The 14,377-nt window shown below is 70.3% G+C and carries 15 protein-coding genes and 2 tRNA genes; 9 read left to right on the top strand and 8 right to left on the bottom strand.

Annotated elements, in window-relative coordinates; translation table 11 throughout:
• Positions 1-381 precede the first annotated feature (381 nt).
• The 3 genes from mtgA to OV207_RS25385 all read left to right on the top strand — a co-directional run bounded on the left by mtgA (position 382) and on the right by OV207_RS25385 (position 2,264).
• Positions 382-1,281, top strand: coding sequence for a monofunctional biosynthetic peptidoglycan transglycosylase (gene mtgA / locus OV207_RS25375; RefSeq protein ID WP_267557702.1), 900 nt, complete (start codon positions 382-384; stop codon positions 1,279-1,281).
• A 198-nt stretch (positions 1,282-1,479) separates the two neighbouring features.
• A complete protein-coding gene (locus tag OV207_RS25380; RefSeq protein ID WP_193347812.1) occupies positions 1,480-1,899 on the top strand; it encodes a hypothetical protein in 420 nt (139 codons plus the stop codon).
• Between the two features lie 14 nt (positions 1,900-1,913).
• Positions 1,914-2,264, top strand: coding sequence for a DUF3969 family protein (locus OV207_RS25385; RefSeq protein WP_267557751.1), 351 nt, complete (start codon positions 1,914-1,916; stop codon positions 2,262-2,264).
• Positions 2,265-2,268: 4 nt separating this feature from the next.
• Here OV207_RS25385 and OV207_RS25390 read toward each other — a convergent pair whose 3' ends face one another.
• Entirely contained in the window at positions 2,269-3,180 is a 912-nt protein-coding gene (locus OV207_RS25390; protein ID WP_267557703.1) for an NmrA/HSCARG family protein, read from the bottom strand.
• 103 nt (positions 3,181-3,283) lie between these two features.
• Between OV207_RS25390 and OV207_RS25395 the strand changes: the two genes are divergently transcribed.
• Positions 3,284-3,835 carry a TetR/AcrR family transcriptional regulator gene (locus tag OV207_RS25395; protein ID WP_267557704.1) on the top strand — a complete coding sequence of 184 codons (552 nt, stop codon included), beginning with the start codon at positions 3,284-3,286 and terminating at the stop codon, positions 3,833-3,835.
• Between the two features lie 151 nt (positions 3,836-3,986).
• Positions 3,987-4,595: a class I SAM-dependent DNA methyltransferase gene (locus OV207_RS25400; RefSeq protein ID WP_267557705.1), complete on the top strand. Its 609-nt coding sequence runs from the start codon at positions 3,987-3,989 to the stop codon at positions 4,593-4,595.
• 194 nt (positions 4,596-4,789) lie between these two features.
• On the opposite strand, the gene OV207_RS25405 is transcribed toward OV207_RS25400, so the two are convergent.
• From OV207_RS25405 to OV207_RS25425, 5 genes are all read right to left on the bottom strand, one after another.
• Positions 4,790-5,074: a hypothetical protein gene (locus tag OV207_RS25405; protein ID WP_193347807.1), complete on the bottom strand. Its 285-nt coding sequence runs from the start codon at positions 5,072-5,074 to the stop codon at positions 4,790-4,792.
• Positions 5,071-5,424 carry a hypothetical protein gene (locus tag OV207_RS25410; RefSeq protein WP_193347806.1) on the bottom strand — a complete coding sequence of 118 codons (354 nt, stop codon included), beginning with the start codon at positions 5,422-5,424 and terminating at the stop codon, positions 5,071-5,073. The genes OV207_RS25405 and OV207_RS25410 overlap by 4 nt, the downstream gene beginning before the upstream one ends.
• Before the next feature lie 345 nt (positions 5,425-5,769).
• A tRNA-Asp gene (locus OV207_RS25415) sits at positions 5,770-5,846 on the bottom strand.
• An 11-nt stretch (positions 5,847-5,857) separates the two neighbouring features.
• Positions 5,858-5,929, bottom strand: a tRNA-Val gene (locus OV207_RS25420).
• A gap of 383 nt (positions 5,930-6,312) precedes the next feature.
• Positions 6,313-6,822 (bottom strand): hypothetical protein, encoded by a 510-nt coding sequence (locus tag OV207_RS25425; protein ID WP_267557706.1) that lies wholly within the window; start codon positions 6,820-6,822, stop codon positions 6,313-6,315.
• Positions 6,823-7,135: 313 nt separating this feature from the next.
• Here OV207_RS25425 and OV207_RS25430 point away from each other — a divergent pair, with 313 nt between their 5' ends.
• The 3 genes from OV207_RS25430 (at position 7,136) to OV207_RS25440 (ending at position 10,007) form a co-directional block, all read left to right on the top strand.
• A complete protein-coding gene (locus OV207_RS25430; RefSeq protein ID WP_193347804.1) occupies positions 7,136-7,624 on the top strand; it encodes an NUDIX hydrolase in 489 nt (162 codons plus the stop codon).
• Between the two features lie 106 nt (positions 7,625-7,730).
• On the top strand, positions 7,731-8,264 hold the full coding sequence (locus OV207_RS25435; protein WP_267557752.1) for a DUF2780 domain-containing protein: 534 nt from the start codon (positions 7,731-7,733) through the stop codon (positions 8,262-8,264).
• 138 nt (positions 8,265-8,402) lie between these two features.
• Positions 8,403-10,007: a hypothetical protein gene (locus tag OV207_RS25440; RefSeq protein WP_267557707.1), complete on the top strand. Its 1,605-nt coding sequence runs from the start codon at positions 8,403-8,405 to the stop codon at positions 10,005-10,007.
• 181 nt (positions 10,008-10,188) lie between these two features.
• Here OV207_RS25440 and OV207_RS25445 read toward each other — a convergent pair whose 3' ends face one another.
• Positions 10,189-11,013: a hypothetical protein gene (locus tag OV207_RS25445; RefSeq protein WP_267557708.1), complete on the bottom strand. Its 825-nt coding sequence runs from the start codon at positions 11,011-11,013 to the stop codon at positions 10,189-10,191.
• 366 nt (positions 11,014-11,379) lie between these two features.
• Here OV207_RS25445 and OV207_RS25450 point away from each other — a divergent pair, with 366 nt between their 5' ends.
• Positions 11,380-13,518 (top strand): ATP-binding domain-containing protein, encoded by a 2,139-nt coding sequence (locus OV207_RS25450; RefSeq protein ID WP_193347800.1) that lies wholly within the window; start codon positions 11,380-11,382, stop codon positions 13,516-13,518.
• On the opposite strand, the gene OV207_RS25455 is transcribed toward OV207_RS25450, so the two are convergent.
• Positions 13,509-14,201: a hypothetical protein gene (locus OV207_RS25455; RefSeq protein ID WP_193347799.1), complete on the bottom strand. Its 693-nt coding sequence runs from the start codon at positions 14,199-14,201 to the stop codon at positions 13,509-13,511. The two genes, OV207_RS25450 and OV207_RS25455, sit on opposite strands and share 10 nt — an antisense overlap.
• Positions 14,202-14,377: the final 176 nt, after the last annotated feature.

A 14,377-nucleotide genomic window follows, 5' to 3' on the forward strand; every position in this document is an offset into this window, starting at 1 on the left:
CGCGCGAACAACCCGCCGACGACGTCCGCGCTGCTCGTGGAAGTTGAGCGTTTCACACCCCGCGCAGCATCTTCAGCCACTGGAATGATCCCCGATGGGGGGCGCATGGCGCGAACCTGTCCGACAGTCGGACAGATTCTGGCGAGCCGCCTCCGGCGGGGCGCCCCCATGGGCTCCGTTTCTGGAGTGCCCACTCCAAGTCAGGGCTCCACACCCGGCGCGGGAGAGCCGCCGAACCCGGGCAAGCTCACGGTGCATGTTTCGCGGGAAGCGGCACGCGAGCCGCGCCCTGCCGCTCAATTCCCCAAGGGGCGGGTCACCGGGTGCCGCTGGCCGTCTTCTGGACAGCGGATGCTTACCGGGGCAGATGTAGGCACACCGATGGCCTCCCGACCGCCCTCCGCGCGAGCCTCGTCCATCCGGACGCAGAAGACGAAGCAGCTCACCTCCGGCGCGCGGCGCGTCGTGGGGAAGTGCTCTGGCCCGGGCTGGGGCCGATGGGCGCTCGGCGGGTGGCTGCTGCTCGTCCTCTGGCTCAGTGTGGAGTACGTGCGGCTGCCTGACGTGAGCCCCCTGCGGACGCAGAACCCGCCCACCACCGCGCTCATGGCGCAGCGAGCCGAGGAGGCGCGCGACGCGGGCAGGAAGCCCCGCGTGCGCCAGGCCTGGGTGTCCCTGGGCACGGTGGCCCCGCACGCGAGGGACGCCGTGCTGATCTCCGAGGATGCGCGCTTCTACAAGCACGAAGGCGTGGACTGGACCGAGGTGGAGAACGCCCTCGAGCAGTCGGTGCGCGAGGCGCGCATGGGTCGCGGTGCCTCCACCCTCACCCAGCAACTGGCGAAGAACCTCTATCTCTCCACGGACCGGAGCCTGCTGCGCAAGGGCAAGGAGTTGCTGCTCGCCCGCCGGCTGGAGGCCCACCTGTCCAAGCAGCGCATCCTCGCGCTGTACGTGAACGTCGTGGAGTGGGGCGAGGGCGTCTACGGCATCGAGGCGGCGGCGCGCGAGCACTTCGGCGTTTCGGCGCGGGCGCTCAGCGTGGCGCAGGGCGCGATGCTCGCGGCCATGCTGCCCGCCCCGCGCCGCTGGCTGCCGGCCCAGCGACCCGAAGCCCTGCGCACCCGGGCGGGAGTCATCCTCGTGAGGCTGGAGCGCGAGGGACGCATCAGCGCCGCGCAAGCCCGCGAGGCCCAGGCCGAGCTCGCGCGCTTCTTCGGCGCACCGCCCACGCCCGGCTTCGGGGCGGAGGCCATCGCGGGACTGCCTGCGGGAAGCTGATCCGCGAGCTCCTCGGTGACGAGGAGCAACGGTGTGTCCGTCACGTCTTTGATGATGAAGGATTGCCACCGGGGAACGTGGAAGCCACCGGTACATCCTGGTCAAGGTCGGCCCCCATCATCTTCGCCTGCTCCAGGGTTGGCCCGCATCCTGGAGGAGGCGCATGAACACCCTGCGGAGCCGTGCTACGAAAACGGGATGTCCCCACGTGGCCTGTACCTGCTGCTCCTGGGAGTGCTTTGCGTCGGGTGTGCGCCCCCGCTTTCAACCTTCGCGGTGTCGGTCCTGGCGGCCGAGCCCCAATCCTTCTCGGTGGCCGCGACCCTGTGGAAGGTCGCCGTTGGCGCATCCGACAAGGACCTGGCGCAGGTCTACAACAGCGTGAAGGCCGCCCCTGGGTATCCGTCCAGATTCAAGTCCGTCGAGAAGGGGACGACCCGGAACAAGGTGTCCAACAAGGAGCTGTTGGAGAAGCTTCGGAAGGTCGAGCGGGGGACCTGGGTCAAGGTCTACAAGGACGGCTGGGTGGGCGAAAAAAAGGTGTCACTCCACTACTTCGAAAGTCCCTCTGGGAAGGTCTTCGACTTCAAGGTCAAGCCTGGATGGAGCAACCTGTGAGCGCCTTGGACGCCATGACGCTCCAGGCAACGGGGCCCGAGGAAGTACAGCGTTTCGTGGCGGTCACGGCCCTGGGGATGTGCCGTGCACTCCTCCAGGGAGCTGTCTCGCCAGCGTATGCATGCAGCCGGCTCTTTGGACCCGCACTGCTCACCCGCCTGGAAGCGATGGAAGTGCATCCGGAGCTGCGCCACGCCATCCACCTGGCGACGGAGTTGGAGGACGTGGATCAGCTCGTGCCAGAAGCCCTGGCCCGCTCCATCACGGAGATTGAAGACAGGCTCCTGAAGATGCTGGCGACCCTGCCGGCCCCTTCTCCCGAGGGCGAAAGGTGGCTGGCAAGGATTGCCTCTCCCGGGAGATGAGCGGTCAGGCCAGCCTGCGACGCTGGCTCACCCACGTCTCGAAGCTCATGGGCGTCAGACCGTAGGCGCGCGCGAGTTCGGGCCGTGCCAGCACTGGAGCGACGTTCATGTACGTCAAGCCTTGCACCACGCCGGGGTGCAGCCCGGCCGCGACGGCCTCTTCGACGGTGCCCGACTGGACGGTGTACTCCTGGCCGTCGACGCGGGAGAGGACCTCTGCGATTTGCGGAAGCGTCAGCACGTCCCCCGCGAGTTGCAGCGTCACGCCGTGAAACGTCGAAGGATGCTGGATTGCCGCCGCAGCGGCCTTGCCGATGTCCTCTGGGGCAATCAACGGGATGGGTCGATCCGGCTTGATCGCCGTGACCATGCGGCGTTTGTCGACGAAGCCGGCGGGGTCCAACATGGGATGGTCCATGAAGGTGGAGGGCAGGATGAGGGTCCAGTGCCGGAAGCCCGCGCCACGGACGAGCTCGCAGGTGGCGAGCTTGTTCTCCCAGTACACCTCTTGGGCCTTCCAGCGTCCCTCTGCCCAGCCCTCGATGTCGCGGTGGTCTCCGACGCCGGACGTCGCGGTGTGCACGAACGTCTCGACGCCCTCGGCGAGCGCGGCCTCAATGAGGTTCCTCCCCTGCTGGCGCTCCTTGCTGAAGTCGATCCCCGTCGCCGAGAGGATGGGGGACTGCATCGAGAAGACCGCCCGTGCCCCGGCGCACGCGGCGCGCAACGACGCGAGATCATCAAGGTCCCCGACGACCACCTCGGCACCCGCCGCCGCGAGTTCCCGGGCGTTCGGCGCCTCCGGGTCGCGCACCAGCACGCGCACCGTGGAGTGGCCTTCGGCCAGCAGGGCCCGGGCGGTGGCACCGCCCTGGCGCCCCGTGGCGGCGGTAACGAGAACGGTCTGCGTGCTCATGGGCAGCTCCTTTTTGTAAACGGGGGACCCCACCGCTTATATCCGTGATTGAATACGGAGGGGGACCCCGTTTGTCAAGGAAGGGAGCCCGAGGAGGAGTGTCGTGGAGCATGTGAAGCCGTTGCGCGCGGATGGGCGACGCAACCGGGAGCGCCTTGTCGCGGCGGCCGCGGAGCTGGTCGCCCGGGATGGCGCGCAGGCGTCGCTGGAGGAGATTGCCCGGAAGGCGGGGGTGGGCTCGGCGACCCTGCACCGGCACTTCCCGTCGCGGCAGGCGCTGTTGGAGGTGGTCTTCCGGGAGGGTGTCGCGCAGCTCTGCGCGCGGGCCACCGCGCAGCCGGGCAAGAATCCCGCAGCCGAACTGGCGGCATGGCTCGAGGATTTGACGGTCCATACCGCGACCCATCGAGGGCTCGCCGCCGCGTTGCTGACGGGCCCGGAGGGCCTCTCCGCCGAAGACATCTGTTGTACGGACATGGTGCGCGACGTGTTGCGCGTCCTGGTGGACAAGGCGTCATCGGCGGGCGCGATTCACGCCAACGCCACCACGGAGGACCTGATGCGGCTGGCGAACGCGATTGCCGTCGCCAACGAAGACGACCCGCTCACCGCGCGCCGGGTGCTGCGCCTGGCGCTCACCGGCATCCAGCCGTGAAGGCAGGCAGCACGCTTCCCTTGGACGTGAGCATAGGGAGAGCTCGAAGATTGACTCCGCCGCCTGCCTTGAGGCCTCAACCGCTCGCTCGCACTCGGCCAAGCTGACATGGCCGAGCTACGCTGCGCGTCCCACCGCACCGGAGCAGCGCATGTCTGTCCATGAATCCCTCATCCGCGAACTCTACGACCGCCTCGCGGAGCGCTACATCGCGGATCGGCGGAACGCGCCGTGGAACGAGCGCCCCTGGCTTGAAAAATTCCTGACCCACATCCCGCCGGACGGCAGCGTCCTCGACCTCGGCTGCGGAGCGGGCACTCCAATCGGTGGCTACTTGCTGTCGCGGGGCCGCGCCGTGACGGGCATCGACACCTCACCGCGGCTCATCGCCCATTGCCGCGCCACTTTGCTCGATGGGGATTGGCGGGTCGCGGACATGCGCACCCTGGCGCTCTCGCGACGATTCCACGGCGTGATTGCCTGGGACAGCTTCTTCCATCTGGGTCACGACGCGCAGCGGGCGATGTTTCCGGTCTTCCGCGACCATGCCCTGCCCGGCGCGATGTTGATGTTCACCAGCGGCGCGGACCACGGCGAAGCCTACGGCGACTATCACGGTGAGACGCTGTACCACTCCAGCCTCGCGCCGGAGGAATACACGCGGCGCCTGGCGGACAATGGATTTTCGGTGGTCGAACGGGTCTTCAACGATCCGGACTGCGGCGACCATTGCGTGTGGCTGGCGCAGCGGACGCACTGATTCATGCCGCGGTCATCCGGTCGTTGTCCAAGTCCTCGGGACGTCATCAGCACGGCCTGGCACCGCTCACGCGGACGTCGCGCCTCCGTCGTGCGGAAGCAGGAGACCCGCTCGCTCCCCTGCTCCCCGCGCAGCGCCAGTGCGCTCATGCTTCTTCAATCCCGACGACACGACGGATTCTCCCGGGCCGTGAATCAGGGAGCGACATCGCCCTCCCATCGCTCGGTGATCCGGTACTCCTGCCGGTAGGCCTTGCCCTCGCGCTCGAACTCCTCGACGGCGCGCAGGCCGTCGTCGGAGATGACGAGGCGATACCCCGTGTCACCCTCGGGCGTGCGAGCGTTGTCCCGCATGCCGTAGACGCCAGCGGGGAGCTTGAAGAACTTGCGGGGTTCGCGATCCGGGCAGCAGGCCGTCAGGAAGGCCGAACCCAGGCCGCTCGTCAGCAGGCCCGCGAGGACGATGCCGAGCTTCTTCATGGCTGCCTCTGGAGGCGCAGCTCCCGGTAGAGCTCGGCGGTGCCGCGGATGGGCTTCGCCTCGAAGACCGTGGCCGCCATGGCCTCGCCAGTCGTCCCGTCCTCGGGACGCACGGCTCGCATGGCGAAGAACTCCTTCTCCCGTCCCAGGCCTTCCTCCGGGATGATGGACACGCCGTCCGCGGTGGCGGAGACGAGCTGGAGCCGGAAGCCCTCGGCTTCGTCAATCAGCGGATCACACACTCCGCCCTGGAGCTTCGCGCCCGCGAACAAGGGCCAGCCGAGCGCGAGCCCTGCGCTGAAGAGCGCCGCGCTGAGGAGTCTCGAACGTTGCAAGGAGTTGATGGACATGGAGGGAGCCTCGCCCACTCCGACTCCGGTCCGCCAGGGGGCCCATGGGCGGGATAGACCCTGTGGCGGGTGAGGGCTGGAGCCGAGGAGTGCATGCCCAGGTGACAAGCCAGCTCCGCGACCGTGGCCCGCCGAAGAGGACGCGGAGGGCCACCTCCGTGCCCGGCTGCGAACGAATGCGCGAGACGGGCTGTCTGGCGAGCAGGGAGTGGCCTCCCCGGTGGAAGAAGCTGTCGCGCAGGCGGACCCGCATCCGGACACAGACGCCGGAGGGGCACGCTGAGGACGCATGCGGGAGGCTAAAAAAACGAAAGGCCCGGAACCTTTCGGTTCCGGGCCCTTCAGTGGCGAGGAGTACGGGACTTGAACCCGTGGCCTCCGGCGTGACAGGCCGGCGTTCTAACCAACTGAACTAACTCCCCACAAAATCTCTTGGGCGGAACAGGGATTGAACCTGTGACCATCGCCTTGTAAGGGCGCCGCTCTACCGCTGAGCTATCCGCCCTTGGCGGCCCGCCGTTGCTTCAGTGAGGCCGCTTGTACCGAGCCCGCACGCCTCAGTCAAGCATACGTTTTCGGTTCGCTGATCATTCCGTTCCACCCCCTTTTCGGGGGTCGGATCCGGCCCCCGGATCCGCCCTACCCGGCCCGCACCTTCCACCGCCGCACGCGGCGACGGGAACGGGGAATCATCAACACGGCCCCCACCAACAGGACCACCGGTACGAACACCAACATCGTCTGCATCTGCGCCCCCATGTTCCCGGAAACATACGGGGCCCCTCTGACATCCTGACGGGGAGTTCGTGACTTTCAGGAAACGACATTCCAACCGGCGGGTCTCCCGTCCCCCGGGCGACCGGGGGGGCCCGGCCCGGGCTGCCGGGGCTACTCGGCAGGAGGGCGGCCACCCCGCCCTCCCCGCCCTGGCCGGTGGGCGTCCATCGCCGCCTGGATGAGCGCGCGGGCCTGGGTCCTCTGGGCGTCGCTCAGGAGCTGCTCGGCCTCCTGGTACGCCTGGGTGTCGTTCGCGCGCAGCTGGTCGAAGAGGCCGTGGGCCTGTTCCCGGTTCGCGCGGCGCGCGGCGTCCTCCTGCGTGCCTCGGTCGGGCGGCGGCCCCTGGGGCCGCATCCCGTCACCGGGCATGCGGGGTGGCCGCAGGGCTTCGAGTGACTGCTTCAGGGGCGCGTTCTTCGTGTCCAGCGCCGCCTGGATGCGCTCCAGGCCTTCGGCCTGGGTGTCGGAGAGGGCCAGGTCCTGACGGTGCGCCAGCAGCAGTTGGACCTGGGACGGGCGCTCGCACGGCGGCCGGGGCGCGGCCTGCGAGGTGGAGGTGGTGGCTTCGGCGAAGGCGGGAGCGGACAGCAGCAGGCCCAGCATGAACAGGTGGCGCTTCATGGTGATGCTCTCCTCGTGGGTGCGCGGCGCGCGCGGGATGACCGCACCCGGGAGCCGGGGCCTGACGACACGGGGACCCCGTGGGGGACCGACTGGGAGGGGTTTGCCCCCACGAGGACCCGTGTCGCCGAAGGCCCGGGGCTTCCGGGCTGACAGGACGAGAAGGTGCGCCCCCCATGTGCCGCGAAAATGTCCCTCTGGTTACCGATTGTGTTTCCCACCACCACGGGCAGTACGGGCGCCCTCCCTCTTGCCGGCGGGCCCGGGCGCGGTATGTCCACGCGTCCCTTCGCCGCCCCAAGGAGGCCGCCCCATGCCCTACACCCCCATCGTCGCCACGCTGGGCTACGTGCTGTCGCCGGATGGCCAGCAGGTGCTGCTCATCCACCGGAACGCCCGCCCGGACGACGCCCACTACGGCAAGTACAACGGCCTGGGCGGCAAACTGGACCGCGACGAGGACGTGGCCGCGTGCATGCGCCGGGAGATCCGCGAGGAGGCCGGCATCGAGTGCACGCGGATGGTGCTCCGGGGCACCTTGTCCTGGCCCGGCTTCGGCAAGCACGGCGAGGACTGGCTGGGCTTCATCTTCCGCATCGACGCCTTCGAAGGCACACCCCTGGAGAAGAACCCCGAGGGCTCCCTGTCGTGGGTCCCGGTGTCGTCCATCCTGTCCCTGTCCCTGTGGGATGGGGACCGGCACTTCCTGCCGCTCGTGTTCGACGCGGACCCCCGCCCCTTCCACGGGGTCATGCCCTACGCCGACGGTCGCGCCGTGAGCTGGTCCTTCACCCGGCTGTAGGGCCGGCCACGGGGCGTCCGACGACCAACGCTCGCGAGGCCTCCCCCACGGTTTCCCGCGAGCTTTCCCCTCCAGCCCGCTACAACCGTCCGCCTCTCACGCGGACATACAAAAGGAGCGCGGCATGGACCTCATCGGACAGCTCTCGCAGCAGCTTGGAGTGGACGGCACGCAGGCGCAGGGGCTCGCGGGCTCGCTCCTGAAGATGGTGCAGGGCACGGTGCAGGAGAAGGTGGGGCCGGACGCCGCGAAGCAGATGGACCAGGCCATCCCGGAGATGCAGGGCTGGCAGCAGAAGGCCGAAGCCCAGGCCCCCGCGGCGGACGGCGGCGGCCTGATGGGCGCCCTGGGAGGCCTCATGGGTGGCGGCGGCGGTGGCGGCCTGATGGGCGCCCTGGGCGGCGCGGCGGCCCACGCGGGTGAGGTGGCCGGCGTGGTGGCCATCCTCCAGCGCTTCAACCTGGATGCGGGCAAGGCCACCCTGGTGGCACCCCTGCTGCTCGACTTCCTCAAGTCCCGGCTGGACCCCGGCCTCGTGGGGAAGATCCTCGCGGTGGCTCCCATGCTCGCGAGCGGCGGCGGCGGCACCCAGGGCGGTGGCGGACTGGGCGGCATGCTCGGCGGAATCCTGGGCAAGTAGCCCCGCGTTGCCTGTCGCCGGCTCCGGACCTCCTGGAATCAGGGGGTTCGGAAAAGGCGCGGCCGGCAATGCAAAAGAATCCCGGACCGGCTGTCCTGGATGCGTGAGGCAGGTTCCACCCTGCCCAGGAGCCCGGCCATGACCTTCCTTTCGCGCACGCAGACTCCCTCCATTCCGGTCGTCCCCCGTCGGCCGCCCGCACCGCCCACGCAGGAGCCCGCGAACCGGCCCGCGCAGCGGCCTGCTCCCGGACACACGGCGGATGTGTTCGAGGTGAGGGGCCGCGCAGGGCCGCAGGCGGCCGGTGGCGCCGCGGGCGGGGTGAAGGGCTTGCACGGGGGCCTGGGGGTTTCCGGCGGCGTGGAGGGGGTCGTCGCGCCCGAGGTGCGGGCCTCGGGCGGAGCGTCCGCGGAGCCGCCAGGGGTCCTGGAGCAGTTGCAGGAGACCGCGCGCCAGAACCTGCCCGGCTATGCCTGGCTGGAGTCGAAGGTGGACGGGACGCTGAAGGCGCTGAGCAACGCGAAGCCTGAAGTGCTCGACGCGAAGAAGCAGATCGAATCCATGAAGCCCGGCGACAAGTATTCGCTGTCCGGCGGGTTCGACGGTGGCATCAAGCTGGGCCGGCTGAACACGAAGGCCCAGTACGAAGTGAGCTGTGACGCGGAGGAGAAGACAGACCCGAAGACGGGCGCGACGCAGAAGAAGCCTGTCTACACGCTGAGCATGGACGCGGAGGTGCTGGGAGGGATTGGCACCAGCAAGCTCAAGGGCCTGGAGCTCAAGGCGCTGGGCGGTGGCGGCGGCAAGGTCGAATACAAGCTCGACACGCCGGAGGACGTGGCCAGGGCCCAGGACATCATGGGGCGCGTGCAGTCCGGCGCGGAGTGCAACATCGCGGGCACGCCCAGGCCGCCCCCCTCGCAGGAGGACATGGACTGGCTCCAGAGCAAGATGTCCGCCATGGAGGTGCGCGGCGCCAGCGTCGCGCAGCTCACCACGGAGCTGGACCTCAAGGGGACGCTGGTGGACTCGGCGGGCGCGGACGTCAAGGGCCGGGGGGAGAAGTCGCTGCGCATCGAGTTCAAGGACGGGAAGCCCTCCGAGCTCGTGCTGAAGGAGAACCTCCAGGTGGAGCTCAGCGGCAGCCTGAGCAAGGGCCTGGGCACGAAGGGCACGGTGACGGGGCCAGACAACATGAAGCTGCCCTTCGAGGGCGGCGTGTCGCTGGGCGGCACCGGCAAGGTCAACGGCAAGGTGGAGATGGAGACGCGCTTCCCCATTCCCTCCGGCGTGACGGTGGACAAGCTCCTGGAGGACCCCAGGGGCACGCTCGGCTCCGCGAAGGAGCAGATGGGCGCCGGCAAGAAGAGCAAGGTGACGCTGTCGCTGGACGGCGCCGGCACCTACCAGGGCAACGGCGTGGGCATGGCGGTGGAGGTCAGCATCGAGGGCAACTCACGCAAGCTCCAGGAGAGCGGCGCCCTGGAGCGCCTGCTCACCGGCGACGTGCCGGGGTCGCTGAAGGCCGCGGGCAAGGACGCGGAGGTGAGCCTCAAGGCGACGCCCTACTCGCAGAAGGGCATCTCGCTCGCGCCTGAAATCAAGGTGGGCCCCTACTTCGACGCCAGCTGGGAGCTGGAGGTGTCGCGGCGCACGGCGCTCGTCCCGCCCATGGAGAAGAAGGGCACCGCGGCGGACCTGGCCCAGTGGCTGGAAGAGAACTCCGCGCGGAAGGCGGCCTGAGCTTCGGAGGCGGGCGCGGGTGAACGTGAGCGACAGCGGTTGGCCTCCCCGGTGGAGCGCGAGCCTGCCCACCACGACGAACACCTTGCGAGACATGCTCCCTCCGGGGAGGTGGGGGGCGCGCCCCCAGACACCTCACCCGGACTCCGGGTTCCGGAGCCGTCCCGCTTTCATCCAAGACTCAGAGCGGGAGCACGGCCAGCCGCAGGCCCACGGTGAACAGCGCGTGGAAGCCGTCATCCACCCGGGCGAGCACCCCGGGGCGCTCGCCCACGCCGGTGATGTCCAGCGTCTGGGTGCCGGTGCGCACCGTGTAGCTGCCAATGGACGCGGTGATGATGGGTCCCACGGCAAGGGCCCGGGTGAGGCGCACGTCAGCCCCCAGCGCGAGGCGCGCGAACGTCGGGCCCCTGTCGGTGACGCGCGTGTCCACGGTCGCGGGGACGACGACGCCCGGGGCCACCGGGACCTGCGTCGTGCCCTCCACGTGGCTCTTGAGGATCTCCAGACCCACGCCCAGGCCGATCCACGGATCAAACCCCGCGTCGGGCGCGAGGTGGTAGCGCACCTCCGGCCCCACGCGCCACTGATGGGTCGAGCAGTCGAAGCCCGTCGGGCACGACACCGGGTTCTCCTTGGTGAAGACCTTCTCCCAGCTGCCCCACACGCCCAGGTAGAAGTTCGGCGTCGCGCGGAAGCCCAGCTCCGCGATGATGGGGATGGACACCTTCGCGGACTCGGTGATCTTCAGGCTCTCCACCGTGCCCGTGGAGCTCAGTCCGTCCTTGTAGACGTACCCCGCGCCCAGGCCCACGTTCCCGCTCACCGCGAACTCCGGCCCCATGCGCCCTTGCGGCCGCACCGGCTCCGTCATCACGGTCGTCGTGCGCGTCTCCGTCTCCGTCTCCGTCAGGGGCTCGGAGTCCTGGGCCCACGCGGACGTGGCGACCCCCAGCGCGACGGCGAGCGAGAGCGTCCAGCGGAACGACGAGTTCTTCGAGATCATCCGGTGCATCCTCCGTGTTCGGGCTGGACGCGGACGCAAGCAAGCCCCACGCGCCGTTAGAAGCCACCCGCCTCCGGTGCGCGCCGCCACCCGACAGACGGCCCCCCGGAGCGACCAGTCGGCGACACCCGCCTCGTCCTCCGGGGAGGCAACCCACCACGGCGGAAGTCGAAGGAGGAGCGAAGCGACGTGGGAGGGCCGGACCGGCGCCTCAACCACGCGCTTCACCATAGCAAGACGGCCCGAAAATCCAACGGGTTGACCGGGGATGAACCAGACGTCAACTTGCACGCGCCGCGAAGCTGGATGCGCGCATGGGAGACCGGCGTGGCGCCGGCCTCCTCGCGCGGCGCGAAAGGAAGGGACATGGCCGGCCCGGAGCAGGAGCTGTCGACGGAGGCGCTCGCGCTCATCGCCGAGGAAGAGGCCCTGCTCGCGCGGGTCCAGCACGCCCTCGCGGAGGCGCGCCGTCTGGCCGCGGAGCGGACGTTGGACACGCGGGGGCTGATGGCGCAGTTGCAGGTGCTGCGCGACGACGCCACCACCGCGCACGCGGCGGACCTGCCGCACGTCTTCACCCAGATGAACGAGGTGCGCTCCATGCTGGAGCGGCAGGAGGTCGTGCCCCTGCCGGACAGCAACGCCCCCTACTTCGCCCACCTGCGCCTCGCGGGCCCCACCGGACAGCGCGACTACCTGCTCGGCCGCACCAGCTTCGCCAACCTGGCCGCCGGGGTGCGCGTCATCGACTGGAGGTTCGCCCCCGTTGCCCGCGTCTTCTACAACTACGAGGAGGGCGACTCCTACGAGGAGTACTTCGGAGACCGGCTCTCCGAGGGCGAGGTGGAGGCCCGCCGGCTGGTCATCATCGAGAAGGGCGTCCTCACCCGCATCAGCACCGGCCCCCACCTGCTCCAGCGCGACGCGCAGGGCCGCTGGCACGCGCGAGGGCGCGACGCGTCCTCCGTGCTCTCCGGCGGCACCGGCACCGCCGCGCGGCCCGGCGCCCTGGGCGTGGGTCGGGGCGCCACGCACGTCGAGGACGCCTTCGGCGTGACGGCGCTCCTGGACGCGGAGCAGTACGCGGCCGTCAGCACCGGGCCGGAGCAGCCGCTGCTGGTGCTGGGCAGCGCGGGCAGCGGCAAGACGACGGTGGCGCTGCACCGGCTGGCGAAGGTCGCCTTCGACGACGCGAAGAAGTTCCCCCAGGCGCGCACCAAGGTCGTCGTCCCCGAGGAGGGCCTGGCCCGGCTGACGCGCCGGCTGCTCGCGCCCCTGGGCCTGGGCAAGGTGTCCGTGGAGACGCTGGAGGCCTGGTCGCTCAGCACCGCGCGCTCGGCCTTCAGCGTGCCGGGCCTCAAGCTGGCCCCGGAGACGCCCGCGCTCGTCTCACGCCTCAAGCGCCACCCCGTGCTGCGCCACAGGCTGGCGGAGCGCGTGAGCCTGCCCAGGGCGAAGGGCGCGCAGCCCCTCACCCTGGAGCGGCTGCGCATCCGGCTGGCGGACGCCTTCATGGACCGCGCCTTCCTGGAGTCCGTGGTGACGGAGGCGAAGGGCGAGCTGCCCCGCACGGTGGTGGCGGAGACGGTGGAGCACACCAAGCTCCAGACGGCCGTGCCGCTGGAGCGCCAGTACCGGGACTACGACGAGGAGCGGCTCGCCACCGTGGACGGCAAGGCGATTGAAGCCGACACGCCGGACGCGCTCGCGGGCACGCTGGACTTCGACGACCTGCCCATCCTGATGTTCCTCAAGGCGCAGAGGGGCGCGCTGGGCGCGGAGCGGCTGGCGCACGTCGTCCTGGACGAGGCGGAGGACTTCTCCCTCTTCGAGCTCTTCGTCGTGGGGCAGTTGCTGGGCGACAGTCGCAGCTGCACGCTCGCGGGCGACGAGATGCAGCAGACGACCGCGGGCTTCGCCGGCTGGGACGCCGCGCTGGAGGAGCTGGGCATCCGCGACGCCGCCACCTGCCGGCTCCAGGTGTCCTACCGCTGCCCGCGCCCCGTGGTGGAGCTGGCGCAGCACGTGCTGGGCACCCAGGCCCCCGCCTCCCCCGCGAAGGCCGGCCGCGAGGGCGCGCCCGTGGGCTTCCACCACTTCCCCGACGAGGCCCAGGCCTGGCTGTTCCTGGGCGACGCGCTGCGCGACCTGGTGCTGCGCGAGCCGCACGCGTCGGTGGGCGTCATCGCCAGCAGCCGGGAGGCCGCCCAATCCTTCCACCGCGTCATCGCGGAGATGCCCTGGGCCCGGCTGGTGCTGGAGGGGGACTTCTCCTTCGAGCCCGGCGTGGACGTGACGGACGTGGACAACGTGAAGGGGCTGGAGTTCGACTACGTCGTCCTGCCGGACGTGACGGCCCGCGCCTACCCCGCGGACGACGAGGCCCGCCGCCGCCTGCACGTCGCCGTCACCCGCTCCTCCCACCAGCTGTGGGTGGCCTCCGCCGCCGTGCGCTCCCCGCTCATCCGGACCTTCCCGGGGGCGGTGGACGCCCTTCAGGGCTGACGGCCGCCGCCGCGCTCACGCCACTCGCGCTGCCGCTGGGCATGGGCCTCGCGGCGCGCGAGCGCGTCCTCCTGCTGCCGGGGGATCTCCGCCAGCCGCGCGCGGTGCAGGCGCACGCTCAACTCCAGGAGGCCCTTGTCCTGCGTCGGCAGCTTGTCGCCGTAGTCCGCGAGCATCGTGGTGGCGAAGGTGATGGCGTCCTCGGACACCTTGCGGCGGTGCTCGAAGTGCTGCTGCACCTCCTCCACCGTGGCCTCGTTGGACTGCACCCGGCCGAAGAGGGTGTTCCACTTCGCCTCCACCTCCGCGCGCCGCCGCAGCTCCGCCGGCTCCGTCGTGGGCACGCCCGTCTCCCAGTACAGGTTGTCCGGCAGCTTCGCGCGCAGGGCCTCCAGGTCCACCGGGTAGGGGCCGGAGGGCTCCTCCGGGGGCGCCTCCGCCTGCACCTGGGCCGCCGCCGCGCCCACCAGGTCCAGCCCGCCGTCCTGCATGCGGGGCACCGCGGCCCCCCCGCTGAAGACGGGCGCGGGGCCCTGCACCGGCGTCATGGCCACGGGGGCGGCCGGGGGCGCCGCCCCGGTGTCGTCCGCGGGAGGGCCTCCCAGGGTCAGCCAGGCGCCCATTGCCAGGACCAGGACACCCGCCGAGGCCAGGGGCAGCTTCCACCGCGCATGCGTGCTCATGCCCAAGGCCATACCGCGCGCCTGACGCCCACCGCAACCCATTCACGCGGCCACCGCGACGCGGTGCGCAAATGATACATGAGACAGATGGCGCGACGCGGCAAAGACTGTTCAATCCCTGACGCGAGGCGGCAATTCCAGTCCTCCCCGCTGGAAAGCTGCGCCCTCCGTGAAAT

The organism is Corallococcus sp. BB11-1 (assembly GCF_026626625.1).
Taxonomy (GTDB): Bacteria; Myxococcota; Myxococcia; order Myxococcales; family Myxococcaceae; genus Corallococcus; species Corallococcus soli.

What these genes read in the sequence shown, in the direction of transcription:
- mtgA (WP_267557702.1), top strand. Translation starts at nt 382, where the DNA reads ATGGCCTCCCGACCGCCCTCCGCGCGAGCCTCGTCCATCCGGACGCAG.
- OV207_RS25380 (WP_193347812.1), top strand. Translation starts at nt 1,480, where the DNA reads ATGTCCCCACGTGGCCTGTACCTGCTGCTCCTGGGAGTGCTTTGCGTC.
- OV207_RS25385 (WP_267557751.1), top strand. Translation starts at nt 1,914, where the DNA reads ATGACGCTCCAGGCAACGGGGCCCGAGGAAGTACAGCGTTTCGTGGCG.
- OV207_RS25390 (WP_267557703.1), bottom strand. Translation starts at nt 3,180, where the DNA reads ATGAGCACGCAGACCGTTCTCGTTACCGCCGCCACGGGGCGCCAGGGC.
- OV207_RS25400 (WP_267557705.1), top strand. Translation starts at nt 3,987, where the DNA reads ATGTCTGTCCATGAATCCCTCATCCGCGAACTCTACGACCGCCTCGCG.
- OV207_RS25405 (WP_193347807.1), bottom strand. Translation starts at nt 5,074, where the DNA reads ATGAAGAAGCTCGGCATCGTCCTCGCGGGCCTGCTGACGAGCGGCCTG.
- OV207_RS25410 (WP_193347806.1), bottom strand. Translation starts at nt 5,424, where the DNA reads ATGTCCATCAACTCCTTGCAACGTTCGAGACTCCTCAGCGCGGCGCTC.
- OV207_RS25425 (WP_267557706.1), bottom strand. Translation starts at nt 6,822, where the DNA reads ATGAAGCGCCACCTGTTCATGCTGGGCCTGCTGCTGTCCGCTCCCGCC.
- OV207_RS25430 (WP_193347804.1), top strand. Translation starts at nt 7,136, where the DNA reads ATGCCCTACACCCCCATCGTCGCCACGCTGGGCTACGTGCTGTCGCCG.
- OV207_RS25440 (WP_267557707.1), top strand. Translation starts at nt 8,403, where the DNA reads ATGACCTTCCTTTCGCGCACGCAGACTCCCTCCATTCCGGTCGTCCCC.
- OV207_RS25445 (WP_267557708.1), bottom strand. Translation starts at nt 11,013, where the DNA reads ATGATCTCGAAGAACTCGTCGTTCCGCTGGACGCTCTCGCTCGCCGTC.
- OV207_RS25450 (WP_193347800.1), top strand. Translation starts at nt 11,380, where the DNA reads ATGGCCGGCCCGGAGCAGGAGCTGTCGACGGAGGCGCTCGCGCTCATC.
- OV207_RS25455 (WP_193347799.1), bottom strand. Translation starts at nt 14,201, where the DNA reads ATGAGCACGCATGCGCGGTGGAAGCTGCCCCTGGCCTCGGCGGGTGTC.